This window comes from Paraperibacillus marinus (genome assembly GCF_046237605.1).
GTDB lineage: Bacteria > Bacillota > Bacilli > Bacillales > DSM-1321 > Paraperibacillus > Paraperibacillus marinus.
Genome location: NZ_CP143542.1, coordinates 4,002,422 through 4,016,533, shown reverse-complemented (window position 1 = coordinate 4,016,533; position 14,112 = coordinate 4,002,422). Strand labels below are relative to the sequence as shown.

At 49.0% G+C, this 14,112-nt stretch carries 10 protein-coding genes and 1 pseudogene; 6 read left to right on the top strand and 5 right to left on the bottom strand.

Going from position 1 to position 14,112, the window contains the following annotated elements; translation table 11 throughout:
* The first annotated feature begins 73 nt into the window (after positions 1-73).
* Positions 74-1,954, top strand: a complete 1,881-nt coding sequence (locus V1498_RS20265) for a S8 family serine peptidase (RefSeq protein ID WP_409295831.1) — start codon at positions 74-76, stop codon at positions 1,952-1,954.
* 101 nt (positions 1,955-2,055) lie between these two features.
* Here the strand turns inward: V1498_RS20265 and V1498_RS20260 are convergent, their stop codons facing one another.
* From V1498_RS20260 to V1498_RS20250, 3 genes are all read right to left on the bottom strand, one after another.
* Positions 2,056-2,703 (bottom strand): helix-turn-helix domain-containing protein, encoded by a 648-nt coding sequence (locus V1498_RS20260; RefSeq protein ID WP_409295829.1) that lies wholly within the window; start codon positions 2,701-2,703, stop codon positions 2,056-2,058.
* Between the two features lie 58 nt (positions 2,704-2,761).
* Positions 2,762-4,030 carry an MFS transporter gene (locus V1498_RS20255; protein WP_409295827.1) on the bottom strand — a complete coding sequence of 423 codons (1,269 nt, stop codon included), beginning with the start codon at positions 4,028-4,030 and terminating at the stop codon, positions 2,762-2,764.
* Positions 4,031-4,445: 415 nt separating this feature from the next.
* Entirely contained in the window at positions 4,446-5,555 is a 1,110-nt protein-coding gene (locus tag V1498_RS20250; RefSeq protein WP_409295826.1) for a DUF5050 domain-containing protein, read from the bottom strand.
* Positions 5,556-5,711: 156 nt separating this feature from the next.
* On the opposite strand from V1498_RS20250, the gene secA2 reads away from it, so the two are divergent.
* Together secA2 and V1498_RS20240 are read left to right on the top strand one after the other, a co-directional pair.
* Positions 5,712-8,117, top strand: a complete 2,406-nt coding sequence (gene secA2 / locus V1498_RS20245) for an accessory Sec system translocase SecA2 (protein WP_409295825.1) — start codon at positions 5,712-5,714, stop codon at positions 8,115-8,117.
* On the top strand, positions 8,104-8,997 hold the full coding sequence (locus V1498_RS20240) for an accessory Sec system S-layer assembly protein (RefSeq protein ID WP_409295823.1): 894 nt from the start codon (positions 8,104-8,106) through the stop codon (positions 8,995-8,997). The genes secA2 and V1498_RS20240 overlap by 14 nt, the downstream gene beginning before the upstream one ends.
* 232 nt (positions 8,998-9,229) lie before the next feature.
* Here the strand turns inward: V1498_RS20240 and V1498_RS20235 are convergent, their stop codons facing one another.
* Positions 9,230-10,177 (bottom strand): LCP family protein, encoded by a 948-nt coding sequence (locus V1498_RS20235; RefSeq protein ID WP_409295822.1) that lies wholly within the window; start codon positions 10,175-10,177, stop codon positions 9,230-9,232.
* A gap of 110 nt (positions 10,178-10,287) precedes the next feature.
* Between V1498_RS20235 and V1498_RS20230 the strand changes: the two genes are divergently transcribed.
* The 3 genes and pseudogenes from V1498_RS20230 (at position 10,288) to V1498_RS20220 (ending at position 11,584) form a co-directional block, all read left to right on the top strand.
* Positions 10,288-10,827, top strand: a complete 540-nt coding sequence (locus V1498_RS20230) for a GNAT family N-acetyltransferase (protein ID WP_409295820.1) — start codon at positions 10,288-10,290, stop codon at positions 10,825-10,827.
* Positions 10,828-10,844: 17 nt separating this feature from the next.
* Positions 10,845-11,020: pseudogene (locus tag V1498_RS20225) on the top strand (IS1595 family transposase); the annotation flags it as partial.
* A 126-nt stretch (positions 11,021-11,146) separates the two neighbouring features.
* The gene (locus V1498_RS20220; protein ID WP_409295818.1) at positions 11,147-11,584 is read left to right on the top strand and encodes a hypothetical protein; all 438 of its coding nucleotides are present in this window, start codon (positions 11,147-11,149) and stop codon (positions 11,582-11,584) included.
* Positions 11,585-11,807: 223 nt separating this feature from the next.
* Here V1498_RS20220 and V1498_RS20215 read toward each other — a convergent pair whose 3' ends face one another.
* Positions 11,808-14,006: a transglycosylase domain-containing protein gene (locus tag V1498_RS20215; RefSeq protein WP_409295816.1), complete on the bottom strand. Its 2,199-nt coding sequence runs from the start codon at positions 14,004-14,006 to the stop codon at positions 11,808-11,810.
* Positions 14,007-14,112 lie beyond the last annotated feature (106 nt).

Here is a 14,112-nt window from a genome sequence, read left to right as displayed (position 1 = left end):
TTTTTGATTATAGGAGTATAATGGAAGCTATGAGGTTAGTAAGTTATGATTAAGAATGATCTGGAGGGTAGTCATGTTAAGTAAATTTGGTAGGTTGATGGCACCCTTGGCTATGGCGGGAACACTGGTTTCCCTTGTTCCTCATGCTGCTTTTGCAGATGAGAATGCGGACCGGAGGCAAAAATCTTTTTTTTCAGCAGCAGAAGCCCGTCCCCTGACCAGCAAGAATACGCAGGCCGGAGTGAATGATAGAGAGGCATTGATCAGTTCCACTAAGCCTGTAGATAAACTTTTAAAAGAATATAAATTGAAGCTTGTTAAGCAGTTTAAGAGCGGCCCTAAAACGATTTATGTGGTCAGGGTTCCTGAGAATAAGAATTTTACTCTGTTTTTAAAAGCGGCGGAGAGGCATCCGGGTGTCACCTCTGCTGAACCGAATTATGTGAAGAAGCACCTGGCTGCCGCGCTGCCAAATGATAAGTATGCGGTCAAGCAGTGGTATTTACCGAAGCTTGGCATACCTGATGTATGGAGCACCTATAACTTTAAGGATGCTGTAACGATTGCGGTCCTTGATACAGGTGTGAATTATACTCATCCCGACCTTAGGGGAGGACAAATTCTTCCGGGATACGATTTTGTGAATAAGGATGCCGATGCGCTTGATTATGTCGGACATGGTACGTCTGTTGCCGGGGTGATTGCGGCACAGGCGGAGAATAAGATCGGGATTGCCGGAATCACCGCGAAGAACCCGAATATAAAGATTCTCCCTGTTAAAATAGCCGACAATAAAGGCGCCGAAATGGCGAATTTGATCCGGGGGATCGATTTTGCCATCAAAAAGGGTGCGAATATCATTAATATCAGCTTTGGCAGTGATCAACCGAGCCAGGCTGAGTATGAGGCGGTCCGGAGGGCTGTGGATAAGGGCATCCTGGTCGTCGCCTCGTCAGGCAATGAAGGTCTGGATAAGCTTCCTGTATGCTTCCCGGCGGCCTATCCTGAGGTGCTGAGCGTCGGGTCCACAGATTCCAAGGATAAGCGCTCCGTATTTTCGAATGCCGGAGAGGCCCTTGATATTGCGGCCCCGGGGGAAGATATCGCGGTTACAACGAGCCGCGGCGGCTATGAGCTGGAGGCTGCAGGAACCTCTTTCTCAGCGCCGATCGTGAGCGGGCTGGCCGGATTATTGCTCTCTGCCGACAAGACGCTGAAGCCGTATGAGCTGGAATATATGCTGGAACGTTCTGCGTATAAAATTCCAAGCTATCCAAACCTTTGGAATAAATACACCGGTTTTGGAAGGGTGGATGCAGTTAAAGCATTCCAGATAAAGAGACCGAATCTGGCTAAGGACAGCGGGGATATGCGTGCATCTGCACGGCCCGCAGCTGTCAATACAAGCTATACAGATAAATATGATACGCCTCTTGATGTGGACTGGTATGTGCTGAAATCAGCCAAGAGCATGAAGGTCAGGCTGGATGTGTCGCGGGTTGCTTATACAGATTCCATTGTCTGGACAGACCGCCTGGTGAACGGGAAACCGGTGGATGAGAAGGAGCATGATTCCAAAGGGATGAGCCTGGGCGAAACCTTCACCATGGATGTGAAGCCTGGAAGCAACTATGTCCAGATTTTCGAGAAGTACAATCACTTCTCTCCTTATGCTTATACCATTAAGTTTACTGAACTGGATACCACACCGCCTCCGGCACCGTATGTTTATCCGGTGACTGTGAAATCGACGGTCCTGAAGGGGAAAGCGGAAAAAGGCTCTACCGTCCGCTTGTATTATGGAAAGAAACTGCTGCGCACCATGAACGTCTATTCCGCCGGCACCTTCCAGACCACCATCCAAAAACAGCCGGCAGGACGTGTCTTCACAGCCGTCGCAACCGACAAAGCCGGCAACAAAAGCAAAGCAACTCAAATAACATTCAAAAAATGATGCGGGGGACAGTCCCTCATTTCCCAAAACAAAAAGCAGGCCCCATGCGGCCTGCTTTGTTTTTTCCGCCGGGAAATGGGGGACAGTCCCCTATTTCCCGATTATTTCCCGTCCTCGTCTTCTTCGGGCAGGATGAGGCCGAGTTTGTCGGCGTCTTCGATTTTGTAGCTGATGAGTACGTATTGGTAGGTGCCTGTTTCGCTGTCTGATTCATGAGGGGGAAGCTCTGGCCATTCGTCGATTTTCAGCTTTTCGCCGCCGATGGTTTCGATGATGGTTTCCATGCTCCTTCGCCACTGCCGGCCCGTGATCCGGTCGGTGCCGCTGTTGATACTCACATGGTAGGGCAGGATTTCGTGCTGCCTGCCTTCTTTTTTATCTTCCCGCACCTTTTCGAGTGCTTTTTGATACAGCCGCAGACCGGGATCGATTTTTTGGCGGGCCAGCGAGAGAGCAAGCTCGGAGGCTTCGGACTGCTCATCCAGGTTTCCTCTGTAAATCACATCCAGGTTGATGGCCTGATAATATTTTTCCGTAAGATTTCCGTGCTGGACGGTTTCCACCACTTCCAGCAGTTCATGCTTCACCATCTTTTTCACATGATAATAGAGCTTTAAAGGATCCTCGCCAATCTGCTCGGCCAGATATTTGACGGTAACAGGCTTATCCATCGCCAGATGCAGTATTTTGCTCCGCCTCGGATCGGCGAGGATCTTCATTAATTCCATCGATGTGATTTTGAATTTCAAAACGTATTCCTCCAGGTGGTTTGTTGTCTTAAGAATAGCACAAATGGAAACCTATTTCTCAGTCGATATTCCGGATTGGCTTTGCGGCAGCCAGTATGATAAGTATCCAGGCAAGCAGCAGAACGCTTGTGATGAGGATGATCATGCTGATTGATATACCGAACGAAAGCAGGGCAGCGACACCGGCGTAGGAGAGGGGAATAAAGCCCATCGAGGCAGTCCCCATCAGGCTTTGGACTCTTCCCATCATAGCTGGTTCCACGATTGCTTGAGAGATCGACGAACCGAGGATATTGCTCATGGAAATGCAGATGCCCGTAACAGCGAGCAGCGCAGCGGCACTGAAAATCATGTCTGCCTGGCTGAAGGCACTGTTTGAGATAGCCATCATGCCGATTAAAGAAAGGTTAATGACGGCTCGTTTTTTCTTGAAGTTGATGATGCCGGTGAGGAGGGCGCCGCCGAGCATGCCGGCCGCAAAGAAGCTCTCAAGCAGGCTGAGGTCAAGGATGCTGCCGCCCAGCCGGCCTTCTACAAACAGCGGCATGCCGGCATTCATGGGCCCCACAAGAAAGAAGTTCACGATAACCGAGGTCAGCATCATGATCAGCAGATAACGAATTTTCTTTACATACAGAATGCCTTCTTTCAGGTCCTGCAGATATCCTTTCTTTTGGGGGATATCTGCAGATAGAGTGTGTTTTTTCTCCTTCAAAAAAAGGACGAGCAGTGCGCTGCCAAGTATCATCACCCCGGCAAGGACAAAGGATAACTGAAAGGAGCCAAACTTAATCACCGCACCTGCGAGGATGGGACCAGCCAGAAAGCTGAGCTGATTGGTGGTCTGGAGAAGTGAATTCGCGCGCACCAGCTGATCTTTTCCAACCAGGAAGGGCATGAGGGAACCGCCTGCCGGCCAGAAGAAGGAATCAAGCACACCAAATAAAAAAGCAAAAATGAACATGACAGCAAGCGTCCCGGAGCCGCCGGCAATGAGGAAAGCAAGTGCCAGAACCAGCGCTCCCCGCAGAAGGCTCGATATCCCCATGATCAGGGGCCTGCTGAAGCGGTCGGCCGCAACCCCGCCTATTGCCATCAGCAGAACGCGGGGGATAGTCGTCATCATCAAAATCAACCCCAGCTTAGAATCAAGATCCAATCCGTTGATCACATACCAGGTTTCGGTCATGAGATAAATTGAAAAGGCAAAGCTCGTCAGAATAGAAGCTCCCCATAAGCATAAAAAACGGGCATTTCTCCACAATGATGGAGCAGCCATCTTCACTTCCGCTTCCTGCGCCCGGCGCATTATCTTAGCGTGTTCCACTAAAAACCCCCCTTAACATTCTGTAGAAGCAAATCATTGTAATTAATTACAACGTTGTATTTAATTCTATTCAACCCCGCTTCATTTGTCTACAAAAAAATGGAAGCTTTAGCGGGAAGAAGGGGGCCAGACCCCATTTCCCGGGTATTTCCCAAGCGAAACCTTGGTATATAAACGTTTGGAGGGCGGAGAAGACACGCGGGGCGAGAGAAAAACCGCGGGCGGGACTGTCCCTCATTTCCCAAGTGCCAGCCCTTGATCTAACAGGTTTTGCCGGGGCAGAAATCCGGGAAATAGGGGACTGTCCCCATTTCCCAAATGAAAAAAGCAGGCCTGGTGCGGCCTGCTTGCGGTTTGTGTGCTGGGAAATAAGGGACTGTCCCCCTGTTTTCCCTGGTATTCATGCTGCCCCGGCCTATTTTAATGGCAGTTTGGCCATTCGGTTTAGGCGGGAGCTGTAGTAGTAGAGGTAGTTGTCTTTGATGTAGACGTTTTTGACGGCGCTGGCGACGACTTTGGTGAGGCTGGTGCCGTTTGTTTTGATTTTGTAGAGTTTTTGGCCGTCGGCAAGATGGATGAAGTAGATCCAGTCTTTGTAGATGTGCAGCGAGTACATCGGGATGTTCGCGATTTTCGTATTGCCGGTGCCGGTTATGGTTTTGCGGTAAAGCTTGTAATCGGATTTGCCGTTGTAATAGATGTAATTATTATAGCGGACGGCTTCTGGCAGGGAGTACAGCCAGCTGTAACCGGCTGACACAGCCTTCGGGTAGTTTCCGCGTGTCCAGGTGTGATCATCATCGAGCCTCGTGTCCGGGACCAGGAAGTAATTGTAGCTGAGTACAGGCTGGAGGTCCTTTGTGACGGGATCATCAAAGGTGGCGTCCAGGTGATAATATTTACCCCCCACCCGGACAAGGTTCCAGGAATGCGGTTGATCCGTGCGTCCATTCACCTTGACCGCCCATACGCCTGCCTTATTCAACAGGAGCACCATGGCCTTCGAATAGCCGTCGCATACGGCGCTTTTTCCAATCAGCGCCCCATAGGCCGAGAAGGCTGAATCCGGCAGGGTGTTCCTGTCATAGTTCTTCACGTCATATGCGGTGTTATTCACCACATAATCGTGAATGTAAAACACCTTTTCCAGCTCTGTTTTCTTCTTTTTGGCTTCCGCCGTGATGGCATTCACCCTGGCATTGAATTTTGTTTTCATGGCCGCTATCTGGCTTTTCGAATATTTGTAGGTTAATAACAGATAGGCGTTTTCTCCTTTAACCTGCACCCGGTAGCTGTAGGGTGCGTAGAACAGCTCCGGCCGCTCTGTCATCACCTTTTCATAGGTGCGCTTAACCCGGTTAAAGTCCGTTCCGCCCCTGCCCAGTGCAATCGACGTTTCTGCCTTTGTAATTCCCGTAACCATCGCATTATAGACCGGATCCGAGGCCGCCTCAGCCTTTCCAAAAAGAAGGCTCACAGCAAGCACAGCAGTCAGGCAGAATACGATCATCCTCAATCTCTTCATTGTTTACCTCCCACATTCATGTAAAACCATAGAGACGGCAGGAAAAAGGCCCTGCACACCACCTATGGTAATATATTACAACAATTAAAATATTTACATATTATGATATAATTCTACTAGTAAAACACTTATTGGTAAATTAGGAGAGACGATAAAATGATCACTAGAGTAAAAGAACTGTTCAATGACAGTTCCAAAGACCTGAAGAGATTACATAAGCAGGCTGCTCAGGTAAATAAATTAGAAACTCAATATGAAAAGCTGTCTGATGAGGACTTGAAAAATAAAACCCAGGAATTCAAGGAACTGCTGCAGTCCGGGAAAAAACTGAAGGATATCCAGGCTCAGGCATTTGCGGCGGTACGGGAGGCTGCCCGGCGTGTGATCGGGCTGCGTCATTATGATGTCCAGCTGATCGGCGGATTTGTGCTGAATGAAGGAAGCATTGCCCAGATGAATACGGGGGAAGGAAAAACACTGGTTGCGACGCTTCCGAGCTATCTCCATGCCCTGGAGGGGAATGGCGTGCACATCATAACGGCCAATGAGTATCTGGCCCGCCGCGACAAGGAGCTGATGGGTCAGATTCATGAGTTCCTCGGTCTGACTGTCGGCCTGAACATCACCGGCATGGAGCCGGGTGAGAAAATGGCAGCCTACAAAGCGGATATCACCTACGGAACCGGCACAGAATTCGGCTTCGATTTCCTGCGCGACAATATGGTCCATAACATCGGGGACAAAGTTCAGCGCGGCCATCATTATGCGATCGTGGACGAAGTGGATTCCATCCTGATCGATGAAGCGAAAACGCCGCTCATCATTGCGGATAAGGACAGCGAGGGCGCTGAATTATTTTACATAACAGCAGAGCTTCTGAGCCGCTTCGAACAGGATATGGATTATGAGCTGTTCAGCGAAACCAAGCAGACGTTCCTGCTTGATCGGGGCGCTGCCAAAATCGAGGCTGCCTTTGGCATTGATAATCTGTATGATGCCGCCCATCAGGAGCTCCTGCATCATATCATGCAGTCGCTTCGTGCCCAGGTTGTAATGAACCGTGATGTGGATTATATCGTCAAGGACGGGAAAATTGTGATCATTGACGGCTTCACGGGCAGGATGATGGAAGGGCGCACCTTCAGCGAGGGCCTTCACCAGGCGATTGAAGCTAAAGAGGGGCTCGAGATTTCCGAGGAAAATGAAACGAAGGCCACCATCACCATCCAGAATTACTTCCGCCTTTACGGCACGCTTTCAGGCATGACAGGCAGTGCGACCCCATCGAAAGCTGAATTCTGGGAAACGTACAACCTGAAGGTCGTGACCATCCCGACGAATAAGGACGTTCAGCGAATCGATGCAGACGACCTTGTCTACAAAAAGAAGGAAGATAAAATCAATAAAATCGTTTCTGAAGTGGAGCGTCTGAACAAGGAAGGGCGCCCGGTGCTGATCGGGACCACATCCATCGCCCAGTCTGAAACTCTTTCGGGCTATTTGAAAAAGGCTGGAATCAAGCATCAGATCCTGAACGCTAAAACCGAGGAAGATGAAGCAAAAGTCATTTCCATGGCGGGTCAGAAGGGGCAGGTGATGCTTGCGACCAATATGGCGGGCCGCGGCACGGATATTATGCTCGGCGAAGATGTCCGCGAGCTTGGCGGACTCCATATCATCGGCACCGAACGCCATGAGAGCAACCGGATCGACATGCAGCTGAGGGGGCGGTCGGGCCGCCAGGGAGACCCGGGCAGCACGCAGTTCATCATTTCCCTCGAAGATGACCTTTTCACCTACTATGATGAAGAGGAAAAGACGAAGTTTGAGAAAAAAGTGAAAACAGACGAAACAGGACTGGTCTTATCGCCGGATCCGCTTAAATATGTGAAAAAAGTGCAGGAAACCATCGAGAACATGTTCTACTCATCCAGAAGCCACCTTTTAAAGCTTGAGAATGTCATGGATGAGCAGAGCAAGGTGGTGTATTCCATGCGCGACCGGATCCTTGTGCTTCCGCCTGCTGACATGTTCTCTGAGCTTCTCGATTATTTGGAAGGATATGTGCGCGCGGTGTTCGACAGGGCGTTCCCTGAAGATCCGGAGCAGTGGAACCAAAAGGGTCTGCTTGAGGAGCTGTCCCATATCTTCCTCAGCCTGGATGTTACCTTCGAACAGATTGAAGATCTGGAGCCTGCTGAGACGGAAGCGCTGCTTCTGCCACAGCTCGAGAAGCTGAAGCAGTTTGTGCTCAGCCTGCAGGGAGATGAAGAGCTTGGCCGCCAGCTGAAGCAGTTCATGCTGCAGCAAATCGATCTTCACTGGATTCAGCACCTGGAGACGATGAATCATATTAAGGACGGCATGCAGCTCAGAAGCTACGGCCAGGAAAATCCTTATATTCTGTTTGAGAAAGAGGCGCTGCATGAGTTCAAAGGCTTGATGCTGAATATTGAATCCGGAATCACGCTTCGATTCATGGAATTTGTAAAAAGTCAGTTTGAGGTTGATGAGGCAGCGGCAGATGAGGAAGAAGGAGAACTAGAAGATGGCACTTTTTAAACTCAAAAAGAAAAAGGCAGCAGAGAAGCCTGTAGAACAGCCAGCAGAAATCCAGGAAACACGGGGGGGAAGCGCGGGTGTACAGACATCCATCCACTTCCACCCGGATCTTGAGATGAGTGCGTCAGAAAGCTATGTATTCCGGTACAAGCATCAGCAGCTGGAAGGCCTGGAGCCGAACCAGCTCTCCATCACCGGCATCAAGCTGACCGAGTTCTTTGGGGATCTGGTGGTCACCGCCTTCCTCAGGAATACCGTCTCAAAGCCGCTTGGAATCGGCGGGGCTGACCTGCTGCTTCTGGACAAAGAAGGTCGTCCGTTCGCCAGACAGCAGTTTGACCTGACCGACCTTGGTGAACTGCCTCCTTTATCTTGCACACCATGGCGGTTTTTGTTCACCAGTGAAAATGTTCTGACTCCGGACATCCCCGGCGATGAAGATGGGTGGACCCTGGCGTTTGAATTGAAGCAGCCGGCCGATCAGGAGTCCCACATCCTGGATCTTGATGCGAGCTGGGAAAATCAGATTACCGAGCTGCAGCGTGAAAAACTGACAAGCCTTGTAAAGGGGCTGCCGAGCCTTGCTGCGGGTGAAGTCAACTTCATGGGAATCGAAGCAGCTCCGGCGCCCGATGGCGCCCTTGCGGTGACGGTGCTGATCCGCAATGGTAGCGACCGGGGAATCAAGCTCGAGCAGATTCCGCTTCAGGTAGAAGACGGAGCGGGCGATATCATCTGCCGCGGCGGATTCACCCTGGATAACTTTGAGGTGAAAGCCAATACCAGCAAGCCATGGACCTTTGTTTTTCCTGCTTCGGTCATGTTGAAGCAGAATCCGGATTTAAGCAGCTGGACGGTGTATCCGCCAGAGGGCGAATAACATACAGCAAAAAGGCATACAATCGGAGGATTGTATGCCTTCTTTTTTCTGTGGAAAAGGGTCGGAGCTGCATGGATTAAAAGGGCTTCCTGCAGATGGATGAGCACATCATGCACTTTTCTGGCATTCCTGGTGTGTCTTATTCCGCTCCACCGCCTATTTGTGTTTGTTCCTGCTCTTCTCTGTGTTCTTTTCCATGCATGGCTTGTGAGCAGAAATCTCATGTTGGTTTTTAGTTGAGAAATGAATCAATCGCTGCACTGTTCACAGTCTCATCGTATTTCAGCACATCTCCGAATACTGGTACCCGTTCATTGGTATAAGAGCCTGCGACAGGCAGTGACATCGTCTCCGTGATTTCCGGACGGTGGACCAGGAAATCCTTAAGATAGCCGATGCCCTTAAGGTCGCTTATATTGGTTTCAATGTAGGGGTGGATTGTACCTAACAGCTTGGGAGCTTTCAAAATCCCGCTAGTACTCAGGATTTCATTAGAAACAAGCTTGATGACCTCCTGCTGCCGTTTGACTCTGCCAAAGTCACTTTGGGCATCATGGCGGAAGCGGGCATAGCCGAGCAGTTCCTTTCCATGCAGCTTCTGAATGCCCGGCTCGAGGGAAACGCCGATGTTTTTGCTCATCGCTTTTTCTACCTTCACTTCAATTCCCTCAGGCGCCAGGGTGTCTACCACCCTCTCAAAGCCTTTAAAATCAACCGAAACATAATACTGGATGTCGATTCCGAAGTTCTGCTTGATCGTCTGGCGGGTTAATTCCGGGCCGCCGAGCAGATAGGAGGAATTCAGTTTTTTATAGCCTTCGTATCCCGGTATCTGTACATACATATCGCGCATAAGCGAAACCATTTTTACCAGTTTATTGTCCGAGTCATACTGGGCGATGATCATGGTATCGGAATTAGAGCCATTCTGCTTCTCCCGTTTATCGACACCTAAAAGGAGAACATTGGTCTTTCCCTTAGGACTTTCCTGGCCGTTGAATTCGGCAGACACGGGTTCTTTAGCAGAGGCAGCCTGATCCTTCATGCTGAGCTGTCTGCCCCCGTAGTATTGGTAAGAGGTGTAGGCTGCGAGGCTGATAATGGCGGTCAACAATACTGCCAGAAAATATTTCACTTTCTTTCTCGGTGCTTTTTTACGCTGAGTTGTCCGGCTTTTCATATATTCTCCTGATCCTCCGTGATTTTTTTTCGCATAAATAGATTTAATCACAAATTTCTGTTTTTTCATATAACGGTTTGATTACAATTATAGAAGAGGGGGAGATGAGGATGGAAATGAGGCAGGTAAGAAAAGAAGAATACAAACTCACGGAGGATTTTGTGTATGAAGTGTTCCAGCACACAAGCTATTCTGATGGAAGGCTGGAGAAGGCGCTTGTCAGGGAAATCAGGGAAAAACCCTATTATCTTCCGCAGTTTGATCTGCTGATTGAAGCGGGCGGCTCGCTTGCCGGGCATGTGATGCTCTCAAGGTTTCCCATCAGTGGCGCGCGGGGCGGGGAAGTCCTGATGCTCTCGCCGGTGTCGGTGGCAACCCGCAGGCAGCGCCAGGGAATCGGCCGGCATATGGTGAGGACGGCCCTTGATATGGCCGCCAGCAGGGGATACAAAGGAGTCATCGTGGAGGGGGACTATCGCTATTACCGCCAGTTCGGATTCAGGACTTCGTCCGAATTCGGCATCCATGCCTCTGAAAAAAACCTGCCGCCCGCCCCCGAATACCTCATGGCCATGGAACTGTGCCCAGGGGGTCTCGCCTCTGTCTCGGGTGAAGTGGACTACTCCATCTACCAAGCGCTTACACATTAAAAAAAGGCTGTTTTCGTGGAGTAGCTGCAAAAAGGGGTATTTTTAATGAACAGATATGTGTGCTTGTAGCCCAGGATCGAAATAGAAAAGTAATTTCGGAATGGCCGGCACAGGCAGAATTAAAAGTACTGAGATAGACCGTGTATTGGCTCAATACATAGATATTACCGCTTTGTTATGCTTGGATAACGCAATTTTGATGTGCGAAAATTTGAATTAAACCGGCAACCCATTCTAGAGCTTATGTTAAAATTAGAATAATGGAAATAATTTTGTTTAACTAACGGGGCAGGATTGTGTAACAAGGGGGTTGCTGTTGATGTCCTATAATATTGATTTTCAATATAAATACACCACTGGTGATACCTGGGCTTCAGGCTTCATTGCTACCGATAATAATAAATTTGAGTTTGTATGCTCTTACCTATTTAATAACCCTTTAGAGGGATTACTAAATGCAGTTTATCAGATAGTACCGAATCTGGCTCCGTTTCCTAGGAAGGACATTGATTTTATAATGTTAGATGAACCCACTGAATACAGATGGGAATTTAAAATAATCGATGAAAAAAACTTGACCATTAGCATTTATGAAAAAGGGTACGATTTGAAAACAGAATTAATTTTTGAAGAAAACTGCAAACTATACAATTTATTAAAAGCCCTTACTCAATGCATTAGTAGCAATCCTGACCTTAAATCTAATGAAAAGATTGAACGTATGTATAATCACTTTAAACGTTACCTTAAAAAATAAGTCACTAACGGTTGCTCAGTTGAAGATGCAAATCCTTAAATAAGAAAAACTCGCAATTTTCCTAATGTGAGTTTTCTTAGTTTTAGTCATGGTATAGCAACAATATTTACGAAAACAGCCAAAAAAACACTAACCGCAGACAATCGCAGGTAGTGCTTTTCCTTGGGAAATAATCGGGAAATAGGGGACTGTCCCCCATTTCCCGGAAATGGGGTCAGACCCCCTAATTTTGCTTCTTTTCCTTTTTCTCGTGCTTTGGTTTTTCTTCTTTCTTTTTAGCAGGTTCCGCTTTGTAGTTTTCTTTTTTGTCTTTGTTATCTGGTTTCTTGTTGTCTTTTTTATCTTCTTTTTTATCCGCTTTTTTATGTTCGGTTTTCTTTGGTTTCGGTTTGGCTTTCGGTTTTGGCGCCGGCGGTACCATGTCATAGTGGCCTTTGACGTAGAGCTCTTTCCGGATCTCCTCTACGGACTGCGGCTGTGTGAACGGCTTGCTTCCGGCTGCGAATTTCTGCATCATGCTCTGGAAGATATAATGGGCTACCTTTGTATCCCATTTGTTCATATAATTTCCGCTTCCATTTTTGGTGTACCCGGTCCAGACCGCCATCGTGTATTTGCTGCTGTAGCCGGCAAACCAGCTGTCGCGGGTTCCGTCATCAGGATAGCCGTACCGAGCCGCAACTTTTTCATCGAAGTTTGTGGTCCCGGTCTTGCCGGCGATATCAACGCCATCCACCCGGGCAAGCCTGCCCGTACCGTTATCGGCATTCAGCACGCCGCGCAGCATGTCGGTCACCATATAGGCGGTATAATCTTTCATTACTTTCTTGCTCTTAGGCTTGAAATCTATCACTTTACCATCCGGCATAACAACCTTCGTTACAAAATGAGGCTTGTTATAGACGCCTTCATTGGCAAACGCGCCATAAGCGCCGGCCATGGCGATCGGTGAAACCGAATTTGAGCCGATGGCATATGATTCATAAACATGTCCGCCGCTGTAGGGGATGCCCAGGTTCTGCGTGAATTTCTTTGCCCGGTCAAGGCCTACTGCCTCAAGGGTTTTCAGTGCCGGCACGTTCCGCGATTCAATCAGGGCATTGCGGGCGCTCATGGTGCCTTTGTATTTTTTATCATAATTCCGGATCGGATCTCCGGTCGAATATTCATACGGCTCATCCTTCAGCTGATGATACGTCGACCACTTCAGATATTCAATGGCCGGCCCATAGTCAAAGAGAGGCTTGAAGGTCGAACCCGGCTGGCGCTTGATGCTCGTGACCAGGTTATGGCCGCGGAAATTGGTTTTATTCTCGTTCCGTCCGCTGCCGATTGCCCGGATGGCCCCTGTCTTGGAATCGGTGAAGGCAAACGCCGCCTGGAAGCGGCTGTTCGGATAATTCACCAGCTCCCCGGCCATGATCCGGTCTGCATAGCTTTGGGCCTCAGGATCAAGCGTCGTGTAAATCAGCAGTCCGTCTGTTGAAATGTCCACATCCTTCATGCGTGACTCGACCTCCTGCACCACTCCATCGAGAAATGCTTCATAAGGCATTCCGGAAGCTGCCTTTTTCTTGACCAGTCCCTGTGTGACCGGAACCTTTTTTGCGTCTTCCATCTCTTTTTTTGAAATATAGCCATGCCTGTTCATCAATAACAGGACGATATTGCGGCGCTCGGTAGCTGATTTCACATTCTCCGGCCTGGTTGGGTCATAGTTGTTCGGGCTTTGTGTCAGCCCGGCAATCATGGCCGCCTGCGGAAGCGTCATTTTATCCAGAGTAGCCACATCGAGGCCGTAATAATTCCGGGCCGCTGCCGCCACTCCGTATGCATGGTTCCCAAGATTGATCTTGTTCACATACATGGTGAGGATTTCTTCCTTGCTGTATTTCTTCTCGAGCTTATAGGCTAAATACCATTCCTGGACCTTCCGCTTGATGGTTTTCTCAGGAGAAAGGAAGGAGTTCTTGATCACCTGCTGGGTAATCGTACTGCCTCCCTGGTCCCCGAAGTCCCCTGTGATATTTTCCACGATGGCTTTTGCCGTCCGCTTGACGTCCACTCCTTTATGGGAGTAATAACGGCTGTCCTCTGTAGCAATGATGGCCTGCTCCAGAACCTTTGGTATCTGTTCGTACGAAATCTTCGTACGCTGCTGTTTGCCGTATTCATGGATGAACCGGCCATTTTTATCATAAAACTTCGAGGAAAGCGGATCCTTCAGCTTCGCCTCGTTCAATTTCGGCACACCCTGGATCAGGGCGTAGCCTGTGCTGCCTATGGCCCCAAGGCCAAGTATGATGATGGCGAGCATGCCAATCAGCAGTTTCCGGAAAAAAGAACCCTTTTTTTTCTTCTTCTGTTTCTCTGCCTGCTGGGCAAGCCTTCGCTCCTCGCGTGTGGAGTACGTTTTTGTCATGTTGAATGTCCCTGCCTTCTTACAATGTAAAGCGGAAGTGGTAAAGAATCATTGTATACTATTAGCTTCGAAGAATCAGTGATAACGCATTAAAATGAGTAATTAG

Excerpts from the sequence above, each read along its gene's own strand:
- V1498_RS20215 (WP_409295816.1), bottom strand. The coding sequence starts at position 14,006 with ATGACAAAAACGTACTCCACACGCGAGGAGCGAAGGCTTGCCCAGCAG.
- V1498_RS20230 (WP_409295820.1), top strand. The coding sequence starts at position 10,288 with ATGGAAATGAGGCAGGTAAGAAAAGAAGAATACAAACTCACGGAGGAT.
- V1498_RS20220 (WP_409295818.1), top strand. The coding sequence starts at position 11,147 with ATGTCCTATAATATTGATTTTCAATATAAATACACCACTGGTGATACC.
- V1498_RS20240 (WP_409295823.1), top strand. The coding sequence starts at position 8,104 with ATGGCACTTTTTAAACTCAAAAAGAAAAAGGCAGCAGAGAAGCCTGTA.
- V1498_RS20250 (WP_409295826.1), bottom strand. The coding sequence starts at position 5,555 with ATGAAGAGATTGAGGATGATCGTATTCTGCCTGACTGCTGTGCTTGCT.
- secA2 (WP_409295825.1), top strand. The coding sequence starts at position 5,712 with ATGATCACTAGAGTAAAAGAACTGTTCAATGACAGTTCCAAAGACCTG.
- V1498_RS20235 (WP_409295822.1), bottom strand. The coding sequence starts at position 10,177 with ATGAAAAGCCGGACAACTCAGCGTAAAAAAGCACCGAGAAAGAAAGTG.
- V1498_RS20265 (WP_409295831.1), top strand. The coding sequence starts at position 74 with ATGTTAAGTAAATTTGGTAGGTTGATGGCACCCTTGGCTATGGCGGGA.